17 protein-coding genes and 1 tRNA gene are annotated in these 15397 nt (G+C 39.3%); 7 read left to right on the top strand and 11 right to left on the bottom strand.

The features are described 5' to 3' along the window. Positions 1–142: 142 nt before the first annotated feature. From phoU to CGC63_RS13845, 4 genes are all read left to right on the top strand, one after another. Entirely contained in the window at positions 143–793 is a 651-nt protein-coding gene (gene phoU / locus CGC63_RS13860; protein ID WP_004220457.1) for a phosphate signaling complex protein PhoU, read from the top strand. A gap of 4 nt (positions 794–797) precedes the next feature. Further along, the gene (locus CGC63_RS13855) at positions 798–1478 is read left to right on the top strand and encodes a response regulator transcription factor (protein WP_009246647.1); all 681 of its coding nucleotides are present in this window, start codon (positions 798–800) and stop codon (positions 1476–1478) included. After that, on the top strand, positions 1475–3124 hold the full coding sequence (locus tag CGC63_RS13850; protein ID WP_004220455.1) for an ATP-binding protein: 1650 nt from the start codon (positions 1475–1477) through the stop codon (positions 3122–3124). Before CGC63_RS13855 ends, CGC63_RS13850 begins: the two co-directional genes overlap by 4 nt. 235 nt (positions 3125–3359) lie before the next feature. Then, the gene (locus CGC63_RS13845; protein ID WP_004220454.1) at positions 3360–4070 is read left to right on the top strand and encodes a hypothetical protein; all 711 of its coding nucleotides are present in this window, start codon (positions 3360–3362) and stop codon (positions 4068–4070) included. A 58-nt stretch (positions 4071–4128) separates the two neighbouring features. Here CGC63_RS13845 and CGC63_RS13840 read toward each other — a convergent pair whose 3' ends face one another. Genes CGC63_RS13840 through CGC63_RS13800 form a run of 9 tightly spaced genes read right to left on the bottom strand, consistent with a single transcriptional unit; the run spans position 4129 to position 12660 of the window. Continuing rightward, a complete protein-coding gene (locus CGC63_RS13840) occupies positions 4129–4746 on the bottom strand; it encodes a V-type ATP synthase subunit D (protein ID WP_004220453.1) in 618 nt (205 codons plus the stop codon). Between the two features lie 13 nt (positions 4747–4759). Further along, a complete protein-coding gene (locus CGC63_RS13835; protein WP_004220452.1) occupies positions 4760–6145 on the bottom strand; it encodes a V-type ATP synthase subunit B in 1386 nt (461 codons plus the stop codon). Positions 6146–6159: 14 nt separating this feature from the next. Further along, on the bottom strand, positions 6160–7926 hold the full coding sequence (locus CGC63_RS13830; RefSeq protein WP_004220450.1) for a V-type ATP synthase subunit A: 1767 nt from the start codon (positions 7924–7926) through the stop codon (positions 6160–6162). Beyond that, complete coding sequence (locus tag CGC63_RS13825; protein ID WP_004220449.1) at positions 7919–8506, bottom strand: V-type ATP synthase subunit E; 588 nt, start codon at positions 8504–8506, stop codon at positions 7919–7921. Before CGC63_RS13825 ends, CGC63_RS13830 begins: the two co-directional genes overlap by 8 nt. 16 nt (positions 8507–8522) lie before the next feature. Continuing rightward, on the bottom strand, positions 8523–8831 hold the full coding sequence (locus tag CGC63_RS13820; protein ID WP_004220447.1) for a V-type ATP synthase subunit F: 309 nt from the start codon (positions 8829–8831) through the stop codon (positions 8523–8525). 25 nt (positions 8832–8856) lie between these two features. Continuing rightward, positions 8857–9294 (bottom strand): ATP synthase subunit C, encoded by a 438-nt coding sequence (locus tag CGC63_RS13815; protein ID WP_004220445.1) that lies wholly within the window; start codon positions 9292–9294, stop codon positions 8857–8859. 36 nt (positions 9295–9330) lie between these two features. Then, positions 9331–11286 carry a V-type ATP synthase subunit I gene (locus tag CGC63_RS13810; protein ID WP_004220443.1) on the bottom strand — a complete coding sequence of 652 codons (1956 nt, stop codon included), beginning with the start codon at positions 11284–11286 and terminating at the stop codon, positions 9331–9333. Positions 11287–11303: 17 nt separating this feature from the next. Next, positions 11304–12344, bottom strand: coding sequence for a V0D/AC39 family V-type ATPase subunit (locus CGC63_RS13805; RefSeq protein ID WP_004220441.1), 1041 nt, complete (start codon positions 12342–12344; stop codon positions 11304–11306). A 4-nt stretch (positions 12345–12348) separates the two neighbouring features. Beyond that, positions 12349–12660 (bottom strand): hypothetical protein, encoded by a 312-nt coding sequence (locus CGC63_RS13800; RefSeq protein WP_004220439.1) that lies wholly within the window; start codon positions 12658–12660, stop codon positions 12349–12351. 138 nt (positions 12661–12798) lie between these two features. Here CGC63_RS13800 and trmB point away from each other — a divergent pair, with 138 nt between their 5' ends. The 3 genes from trmB (at position 12799) to CGC63_RS13790 (ending at position 13938) form a co-directional block, all read left to right on the top strand. Beyond that, positions 12799–13452, top strand: coding sequence for a tRNA (guanosine(46)-N7)-methyltransferase TrmB (gene trmB, locus CGC63_RS13795; protein WP_004220436.1), 654 nt, complete (start codon positions 12799–12801; stop codon positions 13450–13452). A 36-nt stretch (positions 13453–13488) separates the two neighbouring features. Beyond that, complete coding sequence (locus CGC63_RS15490; RefSeq protein ID WP_004220434.1) at positions 13489–13632, top strand: hypothetical protein; 144 nt, start codon at positions 13489–13491, stop codon at positions 13630–13632. A gap of 233 nt (positions 13633–13865) precedes the next feature. Next, positions 13866–13938: transfer RNA gene (locus tag CGC63_RS13790), tRNA-Lys, on the top strand. 156 nt (positions 13939–14094) lie between these two features. Here the strand turns inward: CGC63_RS13790 and CGC63_RS13785 are convergent. Both CGC63_RS13785 and CGC63_RS13780 read right to left on the bottom strand, forming a co-directional pair. Next, a complete protein-coding gene (locus CGC63_RS13785; protein WP_004220432.1) occupies positions 14095–14541 on the bottom strand; it encodes a GatB/YqeY domain-containing protein in 447 nt (148 codons plus the stop codon). A 54-nt stretch (positions 14542–14595) separates the two neighbouring features. After that, positions 14596–15234, bottom strand: coding sequence for a trimeric intracellular cation channel family protein (locus tag CGC63_RS13780; RefSeq protein ID WP_004220427.1), 639 nt, complete (start codon positions 15232–15234; stop codon positions 14596–14598). Between the last annotated feature and the right edge of the window lie 163 nt (positions 15235–15397).

The following is a 15397-nucleotide window of genomic DNA, read 5'->3' as shown; positions in this document are numbered from 1 at the left end:
TATATAAATTTTACTTTGATTTAACAATCTGACGGTAGTCGATTTTACATGATTTTCGTATAATGATATCACAGCAATAAAAAATAATGTTGTAAAAAATTAGAAAAAGATAAATAATTTATATCACAGGGAGGTTTGGCTGATGCGTACAAAATTCGACCGGCAGCTTGAGGAGCTGAATGTAGAGCTGATTAAAATGGGAGCTTTATGTGAAAGAGCAATCAGAAGAGCAGTGGATCAGCTTGAGGATACTCAGGATGCAGAAAAGGAACTTGTAGATGGAATTGAGGAGGAAATCAATCAGAAAGAAAGAGAGATTGAAACTCTTTGTATGAAACTTCTCCTTCAACAGCAGCCCGTAGCCGGTGACTTGAGACAAATATCTTCTGCATTAAAAATGATTTCTGATATGGAAAGAATTGGGGATCAGGCGCAGGATATTGCGGATATGTCCCGCTTTGTTCAGGTGAAGGAACTGGCTCATAAAATTCATATTGGAGAAATGGCTGAAGCAGCAATTAAAATGGTGACAGAAAGCATTGACTCTTTTGTAAAGAAGGATTTGGAAGCTGCGGCAAAGGTTGTAGAATATGATGATGTAGTAGACAATCTGTTCTTAAAAGTAAAACAGGAGCTTCCAAATATGATGAAAAAGGATGCTCAGCAGGCAGAATATTACATTGATTTAATTATGATTGCCAAGTATTTGGAAAGAATTGGAGATCACGCAGAAAACATTGCCCAGTGGGTAGAGTACTCAATAACAGGAAAGCATGAAGCAGACAGAGGATAATAGGATGATTTATTTAGTAGAAGATGATGAAAGTATCAGAGAGTTATTGGTGTATACCTTAAATGGTCAAGGGCTTGTGGCAGAGGGATTTGCGTATCCCTCTGATTTTTGGCATGCGATGGAAAAGAAAATTCCGGATTTAGTGCTTTTGGACATTATGCTGCCGGAGGAAGATGGACTGGAAATTTTACAGAAACTTCGTAAAAAGAAAGAAACGAAAAATATTCCCATTGCCATGCTGACGGCAAAGGGCAGTGAATATGATGTTGTAAAAGGTCTTGATGGCGGAGCAGATGATTATATTCCCAAACCATTCCGTATGATGGAGTTGGTTTCCAGAGTGAAAGCACTGCTTCGCAGGGGTGGTCAGGAACAGCCTCAGGATGATGAAGAATACGTTTTGGGAGAATTATATGTTTCAAAGAAGCGTCATCTGGTAAAGGTAAAAGGAGAAGAAGTTACTCTTACCATGAAGGAGTTTGAGCTTTTATTGCTGTTCTTATCAAATCCAGGGATTGTGTTTTCCAGGGCACAGCTTTTGGATAAAATATGGGGATATCAGTTTGATGGAGAAAGCAGAACAGTAGATGTTCATATTAGAACACTTCGTCAGAAACTGAAAGAGGCCGGACGATATATTGAGACTGTTCGAGGTATAGGATATAAGGTAGGAGGGGAAGAATGACAAAAAGAATTTTCAAGTCTATGCTTTTAGTTTCCATGATTGTCCTTTTTGCAGGCTCCGGATTGATTATGGGGATTTTATATCATTATTTTGGAAAGCAGCTGGCAAAAGAACTAAAAACAGAAGCAGCCTATTTGGCTATTGCAGTGGAAAAAGAGGGAATGGAAGCTTTTGATAGACTGCCTCCCCAGACAGAACGTGTCACATATATTGATGAAGATGGAACCGTTCTTTTTGACAGTGTAGCAGATGAAGATGATATGGATAATCATGAAAATCGCTCAGAAATTCAAAAAGCATTAAAAACGGGATCTGGTACGGCAGTAAGAAAATCAGATACGTTATCAGAAAAAACGCTATATTATGCAATGAAAATGGCAGATGGAAAAGTATTGAGAGTATCCAGTGTTCAGTATAATATTCCGGGGCTTTTAGGAGGAATGGTACAGCCTATTTTGATTATCTTGATTTTTATGGTAGGTTTGTCAGCGTTATTAGCTTTTCGTCTTTCAAAGAAAATTACAGAGCCTATCAATGCCCTTGATTTGGAACATCCGGAGGATAATCAGGTATATGATGAGTTGACACCACTCTTAAGTAAAATTAGCAGACAGCAAAAGTCTCTTCATCGTGAGATTGAAGATGCCAGAAAGCAACAGGAAGAATTTTCTTTAATTACAGAAAATATGGAAGAAGGATTTTTAGTTATTGATAAGCATACAGAAGTATTATCTTATAACTCCAGTGCACTGAAGCTTTTAGGTGATTCTAAATGGCAGGGAAGACAGAGTATTTTAACACTAAATAGAAGTGAAGAATTTCAGGGTATTGTAGAACAGGTGCTGGAAGGCCATCATACAGTTAGAATGATGGAATTCCCAGAAAGAAGCTGCCAGATTGCAGCTAATCCTGTATGGCAGGGCAAGGAAGTAACAGGAGCAGTTATTATTATTCTTGATGTAACAGAACGTATGCGAGGAGAGCAATTACGCAGGGAGTTTACTGCAAATGTTTCTCATGAATTGAAAACACCCCTTACGTCTATTTCAGGCTTTGCAGAAATTATTAAGGATGGATTTGTAAAACCTGAGGATACAAAAGTGTTTGCCAGTCGTATTTTTAAAGAAGCACAGAGATTAATTACACTGGTAAATGATGTAATTAAGATTTCTCAGTTGGATGAAGGAGAAATTGTTTATCAAAAAGAACAGGTGGATTTGTACCAGCTTTCTAAAGAGGTTCTTCACCGTATAGAACATAGTGCAAAGGAAAAGGATGTTAAACTTTATCTGGAAGGATCTCATGTTCAAGTGTCTACAGTAAGAATGATTTTAGATGAAGTTCTCTTCAATCTCTGTGAAAATGGGTTAAAATATAATAAACAGGGTGGAAGTTTGACGGTCACATTGAAAGAAGAAAATAATAAAGTAGAAATTTCAGTGGAAGACACAGGAATTGGAATACCTGAGGGAGAACAGTCTCGAGTATTTGAAAGATTTTATCGTGTGGATAAGAGCCATTCAAAGGCAATCGGCGGTACAGGACTGGGGCTTTCTATTGTAAAACATGGCTGCATGTATTTGGGAGCTAAGGTTGATGTAGAAAGTACACCGGGAGTGGGAAGTAAATTTACGATTACGATGTAAGAAGCTGTTGTAGAAAGCATCTGGATAATATTTATACATTTATTGATTAAAGTGTATAGATATGCCAGATGCTTTATGCGATAGCTTTTATTGTTAATTATTATATTGTACAAAGAAATTATACGTCAGGTTGAAATGTAAATAATAATTGTGGTAGTATATATATGAGCAATAGATTAGATAAAAAAGTAGTAAGAAATTTGAAATCTGAGATGTTTAGTGTAAGGAAGGGGATATGATGAAAAAGGTATCTTTATTTTTCTTAACAGGAACCGTCGCATTGCTTTTATGTAGCTGCAACAAGGCAAAAAATGAGCATTTTGAACTGGAAAATACACCTTGGGGAATGACTATGGAAGAAACTATGGAAGCATATCAGGTAGAGCGAGATGATTTAGACGACATACAGGAGGGTACTTACGGCTCTGCATTTATGCTTCGAGACGGACGGGAAATATTTGGAGCAAAGACGGACCACATCAGTTTTAACTTTATGGATATGACAGTCAGCGGTAAAACACAGAAATTGCACCGAATTGATGTGATGTATCCAGATGATACAGATATGAATGAAGTTCGGAAAAATATGGAACAGTCTTTTGGGAAAACAACGGATAATGTGACTGATTTTGATATGATTGGCACGTTATTAGACAGTGATATGCGAAGATATGATTATGAAGCAGATGAGCATTTAGCCTTGTGGGCAGATAAAAAGGTCAGTGATGTCATTCCAAAGGGACAGGAAGAAGAATATGAGAAATTATGGGAAATTCCCATGACACGTCTTTCTGAGGATAAGTGGGAGGAATTTTCCGAAAACGCTTCTCTGGTATATGGGTATTGCTCTGATAATGCTGATGATGCACCGATAGGTGATAAAAGAATTCGCATAGATGCCACAAATTGGGTGATTTATAATACCATTAAAGAAGAATTGGAATAAGAAATAAAAAGAAAGAGACCATTTTCACGGAAATAAATTCGTCAAAATGGTCTCTGTTTTAATTCCCCTGCATTCTTTTAATAACCTTTAAGCGGGTAAATTCTTCTCGCTCTTTTTCTTCCAATGCGTTTGAGATGCTCTTTGTAAGCGCCTCGTATTTGGGGATTGTGATGTTTTTCAGTGCATTGGCACGTTTCTGTGTTTTCTTGATATTAACAGCCAGTCGGTAAGCAGAATTTTCCACCATAGACAAGCGGATAGTTAAATCCTTTACCTTTTCAAAAGCAGCGTGAGCTTCATCAAGAGATGCTTTTGTTCCATAGTAGGAATAGGTAGGCTCATCAGAAGACGGTTCAGAACGCACCAGAGGAATTTCCGTACCCATAACGCTTCGTGTTTTTATGGAAATGGAGTTTTCCACAGGTACGGTTCTGGAGATTTCCTGCACATAACTGATGCCGATTTCCATATTTGCCTTTTGCAGAGCAGCATAAGCAGTACGGAAGGTAACATCAATCTGTGACTGAATATCCTTTGCCTGCTCAATCAAATCCATCAGTTCACGGATTAAGATATTTCGTTTCTTATCCATCAAATCAAAACCTTGCTTTGAAAGAGCAAGAGAGTTTTTCGCAAGTATCAGGTTTCCCTTGGTGGGAAATGTATTCGGATCCACAAAATCCCCCCTTTTACTTTTCTACGTTTTCAGGATAATATTTATCCAGAATTTTGGTGTCAATACGGTCAAGTTCTTCTCTCGGTATCATAGAAAGAAGCTCCCAACCTTTATCTAAAGTTTCCTGAATAGTTCTGTTTTCATCTGCTCTTTGTCCCACGAAGTTTTCTTCAAAGGCAGTACCAAACTCCAGATATTTTTTATCCAGAGGTGAAAGCTCGTCTTCGCCGATAACGGATGCAAGAGCTCTGGCATCCCCTACCTTTGCATAGCAGGAGAAAAGCTGATTTGCAACGTCTTGATGGTCTTCCCTTGTAAAGCCTTCACCGATACCGTCCTTCATAAGACGTGACAGAGAAGGCAGTACATTGATTGGCGGATAAATTGCTTGTCCGTGAAGCTGACGGTCAAGTACAATCTGACCTTCGGTAATATATCCTGTTAAGTCAGGAATTGGATGGGTAATATCATCATTTGGCATAGTAAGAATGGGTATCTGTGTTACAGAACCTGTGCCGCCTCTTACAATACCGGCTCTTTCATAAAGGGTTGCCAGTTCACTGTACAAATATCCGGGATATCCTTTTCTGGAAGGAATTTCGCCCTTAGAGGAAGATACCTCACGCATGGCCTCACAGAAGGATGTGATATCTGTAAGGATAACAAGGATGTGCATACCTTTTTCAAAAGCCAGATATTCCGCAGCAGTAAGAGCAACCTTCGGTGTAATCAGACGTTCTACAACAGGGTCATTTGCCAAATTCAGGTACATAACAACATGGTCGGATACACCGCTTTCCTCAAAGGTACGGCGGAAAAATTCCGCTACGTCATATTTTACACCCATTGCAGCAAAAACAATGGCGAATTTTTCATCGCTGTTGCTTCCAAGAGATGCCTGCTGAACAATCTGCGCTGCAAGCTGGTCATGGGGAAGTCCGTTTCCTGAGAAAATCGGAAGCTTCTGTCCACGAATTAAAGTAGTCAGTCCGTCAATGGCAGAGATACCTGTCTGAATAAAGTTTCTGGGATATTCTCTTGTGACGGGATTTAACGGAAGTCCGTTAATATTCAGCTTCATTTCGGGAATGACAGGACCTAATCCGTCAATGGGTTTTCCGATACCGTTAAAGGTACGTCCCAGAATATCGGGAGAAAGCTCCACTTCCATAGGATGTCCACTGAGGCGTGTGTGGGTATTGGAAAGAGACATATTTTCGGTACCTTCAAATACCTGAATAACTGCTTTTTCTTCGTATATTTCTACAATACGTCCCAGCTTTTTGCTTCCGTCATCCACACGAAATTCTACGATTTCATCAAAGGAGGCGTTTTTTACTCCTTCTAAAACTACCAGAGGGCCGTTGATTTCGCTTAAGCCCAAATATTCGATTGCCATAAATCAGTCCCTCCTTATCCATTCTTTTCCATTACTGTGTTATAGAAATCTTTAACAGCTTTTTTATAATCATCCATCATTTCCAGATGGTCGTTTGGCACATCATATTTAATTGCAATGATTTTTTCAAAGATATTTTCCTTCTTCAATACGGACATTGGCATGCCCATTGCAATGAGAGCACGGCACTTCTTATATAAATACAGAATAACTTCCATCATTTTAAACTGTTTTTCCAGAGAAACACAGGTATCGTCAGGATGGAAAGCATTCTGCTGTAAAAAGCCCAGACGGATAACTCTTGCAATTTCCAAAGTCAGCTTCTGGTCGTCGGGAAGTACGTCACTTCCGATAAGCTTTACGATTTCCATCAGACTGCTTTCAGAGTTTAAAATTGCCATAATGCGGTTTCTGTACTCCACAAACTTCGGGGAAACATTTTCACTGTACCAGTAAGATAAATCTCCCAGATATTCACTGTAACTGGTAAGCCAGTGAATGGCAGGGAAATGCCTTGCATAAGCCAGAGACTTATCCAGTCCCCAGAAGCAGCGGACAAAACGTTTGGTATTTTGTGTTACAGGCTCGGAAAAGTCACCGCCCTGTGGGGAAACAGCGCCGATAATGGATACAGAACCTTCCGTACCGTTTAAATTCTGCATCATACCGGCTCTTTCATAAAAGGCAGAAAGGCGGGATGCAAGATAAGCAGGGAAGCCTTCTTCCGCAGGCATTTCCTCCAGACGTCCGGATAATTCACGCAAAGCCTCTGCCCATCGGGAAGTAGAGTCCGCCATAATTGCCACGTCATAGCCCATATCACGGTAGTATTCCGCAAGGGTAATACCGGTATAAATAGATGCCTCACGGGCAGCAACAGGCATATTTGAAGTATTTGCAATTAAGGAAGTACGTGCCATTAAGGCGTTTCCTGTTTTCGGGTCATGAAGTTTGGAGAAATCCTCCAATACTTGTGTCATTTCATTTCCACGCTCACCGCAGCCGATGTAAATAATAATATCGGCATCAGACCATTTGGCAATCTGGTGCTGCGTCATGGTTTTACCTGTACCAAATCCGCCGGGAACAGCAGCAGTACCGCCTTTTGCAATCGGGAACAGAGTGTCCAAAATACGCTGTCCTGTTACAAGTGGTTTAGAAGCAGGGTAACGTTTACTTGTAGGTCTTGGAATTCGTATCGGCCATTTCTGCGCTAGTTTTAATTCATATTCAGAGCCGTCTTCTAAAGTCAGGACGGCAATAGTTTGAGTAATATTGTATTTTCCGTCAGGAACAACGGATTTTACTACTCCGTGAATGTTTGGCGGAACCATAGATTTATGCACAATAGACTCTGTTTCAGGAACTTCTGCAATAATAGTTCCACCATAGACTTCCATACCTTCAGAAACAGTAATATGCACATCCCAAAGTTTTTCTGTATCCAGAGAGTCTACCTGCATACCTCTGGAAATATATTTTCCGGATTGTTCGGCAATAACGGAAAGAGGTCTTTGAATACCATCAAAAATATTATTTAAAATACCAGGTCCCAGTGTGACGGAAATGGCATCACCACTGGCAGTTACAGTTTCTCCCGGACGAAGTCCGCTGGTTTCCTCAAATACCTGAACCGTTGTGGCTTCCTTTTTCAGGGAGATAACTTCGCCCACCAGATTTTCCTCTCCTACATAAACCATTTCCGACATTTTAAATCCTGTGTTGCCTTTTAAATAGATAACAGGACCATTGATGCCGTAAATTTCAGCAGTTTTACTCATGGGTAAATCCTCCATCGAAATTGAAACGTTCCTTTTCATTCTCAAAAGCAGTAAGGAACGTATTGTCAATTAAAATATTTTTTTCAGGAATAACAGCTCTTATACCACCTAAAAAATCTGTTTCAGAGATGAGAGGAGTAATTCCGGTGCGTTTTGTCAATTCCTCTGCCTTGGCAGAGTCCTTTGCAGTGAGATAAATCTGTACAGAGTCGTTTTCGGCAATCTCCAAGGACTGTTTGATTTTATCTTCCAGCCAGTCTGTATACTCCGGCTTTTTAGAGAAGTCATCCAGTAATTCCTCTACTTCAGCAAAGATACTTTCTTTTAATTTCTGCTGTTTTTTGGAAAGCTTTCTTTTAATATGGAGATGCTCTGCGGAAAGTGCTTTGTTGATTTCTCGGGCTGCGTTGTCTGAGTCTATTTTGAACTGACTTTCAGAAGCAGCCTGCTTTTCCTGTTTATGGCGTTCCATTTCTGTTTCCAGAGCAGCCTTGTATTCATCCAATACTTTTGTCGCTTCTTCTCTGGCAGTATCCATGGAAACTTCATAGAAATGCTGCAATTTTTCTTCTGTTGTCATACACATCACCTTCTTGTCATAATTTTAGTCCGATGGCTTCATTTACATAAGAAGTAATGAAGTCAGGCGCCCGTCCCGTTCCATGACGGTCAGGGATTTCAATAAGCAGAGGAAGCTTGTGATTTAAGCGCACATCATCGATAATGTCGGGAAATTCTTTTCCGAATTTTTCTGTGAGGAGAATAATGCCGTTTTCTTTGTTGCTAATGGCTTCCTCCAAGGCACGATGAAGCTCCTCTCTTTCGTGGACAACCACACCTTCTACGCCTGCAAGGCGCATACCGGTGTAGGTGTCGATGTTGTCACTGATTAAAAACATTTTCATTGGAAATCATCCTTCCGTATTGAAATCAGCCTAATTTACCAAGGATCATGAAAGAAATAATCAGACCATATAATGCAATACCTTCTGCCATGGCTACGAAAATCATGGATTTACCAAATAAAGAACCATCTTCGCTGATAGCGCCTAAAGCAGCACTTGCAGAGCTTGCAACGGCAATACCTGAACCAATGCCGGAAAGGCCGGTAACTAAAGCGGCACCGATGTAGCCAAGACCTGTTGCGAGGTCAGAAGTTCCGGCAGCAGTTGCAGCATGAACGCTGGCTGTTCCGCTGAACATTACGACAGTAGCAACAAGAAGGCTTCCGAAGAAGAAAAAGCAGTTGCATGCGAGAGATTTTTTATAACGTTTTTTTGTTTTTTCTCCCAGAAAGAACGCTCCGAAAGGAACGATAATACTTAAAACTAAAGCTGCTGCGGTAAGAATTTGAATAATAGTTGTCATAATAATATCCTCCTAAATAATAAACAGTCTGCGCCATTAAGTATGGTCAGAGAATTTTGTTTTATTTACATGTTTTAAAAATGGCTTAAATTCTTTTCCTGTACCCTTATAGAAACGGCTGAACATTTCATAATATTCAAGACGAAGTACCTGAATACCTACAATCAGACCTTCCATAGCACATACAAAGAGATTGCCTCCGATAACAATCAGCCAGTTAATGCTTCCACCGCTTTCCGCACCTGCAAGCATCATAACAACGCCCATCATAGCGGCGTGGCTGACAGCAAAAGCACCGATACGCACAAAAGAAAGTGTGTTTGAAAGAAAGCTTAACATAATTTCAAACAGCTCAAAGAAGCTCTGTACAAAAAACATAGGCTTGCTGCCTTCGATTACAGGTGTTTTCTTTTCCACAATGTGGGTGATTGGTTCTTTTAACATGATAACCACAAGAGGAACTGCAAACATTACAATTAAGATAATGGCAGCAGGCAGTGATTTTCCTGTGAGGAATAAAAGAGCAGATACGGTTAAAGTTCCATAAAAAATAAGGCCGCAGACAGAGTTTTGGTCAAACCAGATACCCTCTGTGTCATGAGTACGTACCGCATTGATAATGTGGAAAATCATGGTCACAAGGATGAGGAACATACCAAAAACAATGGCAACAACGAAAATAGTATTCATTTGTCCAAGTCCGGGAACCAGCGTCATAGCTTCTACGGGCCTTAGCCATAGAGCATCAATGGTGTGTTCAAAGCCAAAAATACTGCCGAACATAAAACCAAAGAAGGTAGAGAAGATACCTGCAGTTCCAATAATAGCTCCTAGTGTAACCTGTTTCCATTTATACAGTGCAAAGCCCCCGATTGCCAGTAAAAGTCCCTGTCCTACATCTCCAAACATAACACCGAAAATAAAAGAATAAGTCAGTGCTACAAAAATAGTAGGATCTAATTCGTGATAGTCAGGAAGTCCATACATTTTTATATACATTTCAAAAGGCTTGAAAATCTTCGGATTTTTCAGCTTTGTAGGCGGCTTACAATTGATTTTATTATTGTCATCCTCTACCACACAGAACAGCTTGGAGTCGTTTTCGATTTCTTTCATGAAAGAAGAGCTGTCCTTTTCACTCATCCATCCGCATAAAATGTAGAAGGTTTCCTGATGCTCCTGTACGCAGGCAGCGACCTTTCGCACATCAAAGTTGGTGGAAAGGGCATTTAAGGCAGCCTGTGCAGAAAGAATAGCAGAGGCATCGCCGTTTAGAAGCTCCTGAATTTCCTGATGACAAGTGTTTAATTCTTTATCAATTTCATTTAACTGTGTGTTTAAATCGTTGTGAAGCTTTTGAGGAGTACCATAGTAGTAATCTTTTTTCAGATAAATGCGCTCAAAGTGCATAGAAGAGAATACGGCATCTACCTGTTCCATTTTTGTCCAGAGGACAAAATAAAGTCCCCATACATAATCATCCTGATGACAGGGGAAAAAGATGGTGTCCAGATTATCGTAAACATATTCTTTGAATTTTTCATAATATTCTACGGGAATACGTCCGAAACGTACCTGAACAAAACGATAGTGTATCAGCTTATCTAAATCCTGAGGCAGGGTAAGAAAAGGCGTAATACATTTTAAATCTTCTGTGATAGAAGCACGTTTTTCACTGAGTTCATCACATTTTTTGTTAATTTTTGAAATTTTCTCATTCAAAACATCCACAAGGGGCTGGATTTCTTCCAGAGAAATATCACGTATGGGAACGTGCTCTGTATCCTTGAGCTGACCGGCAAATTCATTGATGCGGGTTAATAAATCCTTATATGGATTTATCTGAATATACGGCGACAGGTGCTGTACCTGACTTAACTGTGCCATAGCATTTTCAAGATGAATTTCATACTTGGAGAGATATTCATTTACCACACGGTCAATATCCGATTTCGGACCGGTAATACTCAAGAATTTCATTTTCTCAATCATGTAATCACCTCCGGTTATTAAGTTTTTGCAATATACTTTAAAATCTCAGCAGATGACAGTCCGTAGCGGACACATTCAATAGCCGTAGTTAATCGGTCTACCTCATGCTCCTTGTGATAGAGGTAGGAATACAGCATAATAACTGAGTGAGGATATTTTCTGGACTCTGTCTCCAGAATGTTTTTTAAATTTAGATTATAAAACGCTTCCAGTTTTTCCGGAACAAGCTCAGGAAAACGCTTTTTGTAATAGGTGGTGTCCAGAATGTGCTTAAATTCTTCTTCATCTCCGGCCTCCACCAATGCGGAAATCTCTCTTCTGCTGAGACGGTAATGCACAGGAATTAACAGTGCGTAAATATCAGCAGGAGTCATGTGGTAATATTTTTTTGAACGGTAAATCCATTGAAGATTTAACATGTCAAATTTATTTCCGTATGCTTTTGTGATTTCTTCTAAATCTCGTTTTTTGAAGAGTTTTTCTTTTACGGACCAGATATTGGCAAAATAATACTGGTCTAGTGCCATACCATAATCAAAAATTCTGGGGGTGTAATCATTCCCTAATTTTTTCAGGGGTTTATAATACTCGGAACCCTCCAGATTAGAAATAAATTCTTCCACCGTAGAAGAATTTGCAAGCTTTTCAATATTCAGCTTTGAATGGCGGTCGAAAAAGTCCTTAAAAAGAGAAAGGTCCAACTCAGCGTGTCCTTTATCAAAGACCTTTCTAAGACATTCCTTCATAATTGCCAATTCATAGCGTTTAAAATACAATGCCATAAAGGTTCGCTGTTCCGGATTAGCGAAGCGGTATAACTTGGCAAAATTTTGATAAATGGTATGAGTAAGAAGCCTTTCAATATCTCCTCTGTGGAGGCTGTTTTCATCTAAATCTGCCCAAAGGTCCTGAAATCCCGGCTGCTTCTTTAAATAAGAAACAATAGCCGTAACAGAAGGCATTTGAGCAATTTCCTGATATTGGACTTCTTTTATAAGCTTGCTTTGCATGGCCCGTACCTTTGTGGACAGACCGCTGTAAGAAAGCAGACTTCCCATATTCTCACATCCTTAATATTCTGTCATAAATTTCTTTTGCCATGTCCGTATGACATTTGGTGTAGTAGGCTTCCAGTCTGGTTAAAACCTGTTCAGCCTCATTGCGCTGCTTTTCCAGCTCCTGTTTCATCTGGACTTCCAATTCCCGCCGGATTGTATCGGAGCGGTTTTGGCTTTCCGTGTCTATGGTGAAATCAAACTGCTGGACAGCTTCTTCATATTGCTGTGCCAGTTGCTTTTTCTGCTCTGAAACATCTTCCATAATATGTGAGGCGGCAGCTTCTATTTCTGCAAGCTTGTTGATAATGTCTTCCATAGGCTTTCCTCCTTTTTTTCTTGCTCATCTTATTATACACCATTTCCGGAAAAAAACCACCGGATTTATTGTGTCTTTGACAGGAGATAGGGTATGGGTTATACTTTTATAGAAGAATTGGAAAGGCAGGAATTTTGAATGCGATTAAGAAATATACCGGGGGCAAAGGATGCCATTGAAGATAGCAAATATGTCGTGCATGATGTGCAGGAAAAAAAGGGAAAATGGGCAGAGGTTTTTGGAAATCATAATCCGGTTCATATCGAAGTGGGAATGGGAAAAGGACGCTTTATTATGACCTTGGCAGAGCTTTATCCTGACGTAAATTTTATCGGAATTGAAATGTATGACAGCGTTTTATTACGTGCGCTTCAGAAAAGAGAAGAACAGGAAAAAGAAGGGAAAATTTTAAATAATCTGTTCTTCATTCGTATGGATGCAAGAGAACTTCCGTTAGTATTTGAAAAAGGAGAGGTAAAAAAGATTTACTTGAATTTTTCAGACCCATGGCCAAAGGAAAGACATGCAAAGCGCAGATTAACCTCCCGTCAGTTTCTGGAGAGATATCAGCAGGTGCTGGATGCTGAAGGAGTAGTAGAATTTAAGACAGATAACAGAGAGCTCTTTGAATTTTCTTTGGAGGAAGTAAAAGAAGCAGGATGGAAGCTCTTGGCACATACCTTTGACCTTCATCATGATGAAGCAATGAATAAAGGAAATGTGATGACAGAATATGAAGAAAAATTCTCTTCTCAAGGAAATCCTATTCACAAATTGATTGCAGGACAATAGACTATATAATAGAAGAAATTTTTTGGAGAGTCTGCAATGAAAGGAAAAAGCGGAATAAAGGATGCAGTTTTTCAATGGGCATATCAAAACAGAAGGCAAAAAACAAAGACCTCGGAGGTTTTAAGGTCTATTGAAGAGGTGGAAAAGACGCTTCATTCTGTAAAAGTGAAAAGGAAATAGAAGAAGTGGAACTGTTGTTTGAAACATTATTCGGAAATATTTATACACTTTTAGCGAATTTGTCGAGCACGCTTTGAGATTACAAGTTCAAAGTGAGCACAGACTAAGCGTAAAATGTGTAAATATTTCTAAAGTGTTTCTTAAAAAAAACAAAAAAAGTATAAAAATGTGCTTGCTTTTTTAAAATGTATCAGTTATAATACTTTTTGCATTGAGGAAAACAAAATAAATAAGCGCCTTTAGCTCAGTTGGTAGAGCAGTAGACTCTTAATCTATTTGTCCAGGGTTCGAGTCCCTGAAGGCGCATGAAAAAGCACTGTTTTTGCAGACAAGAGAGCTGCGGGGACGGTGTTTTTTGTTGTGATAAAGAATTTTAGCAGTGGTTTAAAAATAGAAAAGGGAATATCTATGTATGTAAAAGCATAATAGATATTCCCTTCTAAAAATTCAGATAAAGATAATTTACTCCATCATAGCTGCCAAAACCTGATTTACCAGCTTTCCGTCAGCAATTCCTTTTACCTTAGGCATCAGCACTTTCATGATTTTGCCTTTGTCTTTTCCGGTCGGTGTTTCGATAGAAAGCTCGCTTAATATGCCCTGAATAACTTCTTTAATTTCATCTTCGTTCAGCATTTTCGGAGCAAATTCTTCGTAAACAGTAATACGTTTTGTACATTCTTCAATCATCTCTGTTCTGTCCTTCGGAGTCAGCTCAAGAGTTTCTTTTGTCTGTTTGATTTCTTTTAAAACAACCTCGTTTTCTTCTGCTTCTGTTAAATCCTCACGTTTGTCGATTGCCTTATTTTTTAATGCAGACAGCAGCATGGATAAGGAGTCTTTACGTTCTTTGTCACCTGCTTTCATGGCAGTAACCATAGCTTTTCTTACTTCATCAATTTTACTCATTATGAAATCTCTCCTTTATTTTTTATATCTATCATACCATGATTTTCAACTTCGTCAATGAATACGCAGAAGGTTCCAGTGAAAATGTGCTGCAAGTGCACGAATAACTACTGTGACAATAAGACCTAGAACAAGTCCTGCTGCCTCTCCGATTGTACTTCGACATACAATGCAGACAATTCCTCCGGCAATGGAAGCGCTGGCGTAGACCTCACGTACCAGAATATAAGGCGTTTCGCTTGCCATAATATCACGGATAACACCGCCGCCTACACCGGTAAGAACACCGATAAACAGGAAAAAGAAGGCGTTGTCATCGGTTACATGGCGGGAAGCAGTCTGAATACCTACTACGGTAAAAATTCCCAAGCCCACAGTATCACACCAGAGCATGACCTTATCGTAAAATTTATTTTTGATTTTAGAATGAATAATATCAGGATTGGTATATACAATGGCAAACAATAAGGTGGATGTAATGATTGCGAATAAAATGTACACAGGCTGGGCAAATGCAGTAGGAGGCGTTACGCCTAAAATAACATCTCTCATAATACCGCCGCCAACTGCTGTTGTAGCGCCTAAAATGTTTACACCAAATATATCCATTTTCTTTTCAATCGCAAGCATGGCGCCGGAGGAAGCAAATGCCACCGTACCAATAATTTCCAGAATGAAAGTGAAAATATCCATTAGAAAAGTCCCCCTTGCAAGTATAATTCAACACCTATGTGCCGATAAACTGATTTTTTAACTTAGTATACCATGTTTCTGCAAAAAAAACGTCATAAAAAGAGGGATATCCGGTTGACTTTTCTTGTATTCTTTGCTACATTGATGAAGTATAGTTTTAAAA

The sequence above is a fragment of the Blautia hansenii DSM 20583 genome (assembly GCF_002222595.2).
GTDB lineage: Bacteria > Bacillota > Clostridia > Lachnospirales > Lachnospiraceae > Blautia > Blautia hansenii.
Note: the sequence above shows the minus strand (reverse complement) of the source record. Positions and strands in the feature narration are given on the sequence as shown.

Excerpts from the sequence above, each read along its gene's own strand:
- CGC63_RS13785 (WP_004220432.1), bottom strand. The coding sequence starts at position 14,541 with ATGAGTAAAATTGATGAAGTAAGAAAAGCTATGGTTACTGCCATGAAA.
- CGC63_RS13805 (WP_004220441.1), bottom strand. The coding sequence starts at position 12,344 with ATGGGAAGTCTGCTTTCTTACAGCGGTCTGTCCACAAAGGTACGGGCC.
- CGC63_RS13855 (WP_009246647.1), top strand. The coding sequence starts at position 798 with ATGATTTATTTAGTAGAAGATGATGAAAGTATCAGAGAGTTATTGGTG.
- CGC63_RS13845 (WP_004220454.1), top strand. The coding sequence starts at position 3,360 with ATGATGAAAAAGGTATCTTTATTTTTCTTAACAGGAACCGTCGCATTG.
- CGC63_RS13800 (WP_004220439.1), bottom strand. The coding sequence starts at position 12,660 with ATGGAAGACATTATCAACAAGCTTGCAGAAATAGAAGCTGCCGCCTCA.
- CGC63_RS13780 (WP_004220427.1), bottom strand. The coding sequence starts at position 15,234 with ATGGATATTTTCACTTTCATTCTGGAAATTATTGGTACGGTGGCATTT.
- CGC63_RS13825 (WP_004220449.1), bottom strand. The coding sequence starts at position 8,506 with ATGACAACAGAAGAAAAATTGCAGCATTTCTATGAAGTTTCCATGGAT.
- CGC63_RS13810 (WP_004220443.1), bottom strand. The coding sequence starts at position 11,286 with ATGATTGAGAAAATGAAATTCTTGAGTATTACCGGTCCGAAATCGGAT.
- phoU (WP_004220457.1), top strand. The coding sequence starts at position 143 with ATGCGTACAAAATTCGACCGGCAGCTTGAGGAGCTGAATGTAGAGCTG.
- CGC63_RS13835 (WP_004220452.1), bottom strand. The coding sequence starts at position 6,145 with ATGGCAATCGAATATTTGGGCTTAAGCGAAATCAACGGCCCTCTGGTA.
- CGC63_RS13850 (WP_004220455.1), top strand. The coding sequence starts at position 1,475 with ATGACAAAAAGAATTTTCAAGTCTATGCTTTTAGTTTCCATGATTGTC.
- CGC63_RS13830 (WP_004220450.1), bottom strand. The coding sequence starts at position 7,926 with ATGAGTAAAACTGCTGAAATTTACGGCATCAATGGTCCTGTTATCTAT.
- CGC63_RS13815 (WP_004220445.1), bottom strand. The coding sequence starts at position 9,294 with ATGACAACTATTATTCAAATTCTTACCGCAGCAGCTTTAGTTTTAAGT.
- CGC63_RS13820 (WP_004220447.1), bottom strand. The coding sequence starts at position 8,831 with ATGAAAATGTTTTTAATCAGTGACAACATCGACACCTACACCGGTATG.
- trmB (WP_004220436.1), top strand. The coding sequence starts at position 12,799 with ATGCGATTAAGAAATATACCGGGGGCAAAGGATGCCATTGAAGATAGC.
- CGC63_RS15490 (WP_004220434.1), top strand. The coding sequence starts at position 13,489 with ATGAAAGGAAAAAGCGGAATAAAGGATGCAGTTTTTCAATGGGCATAT.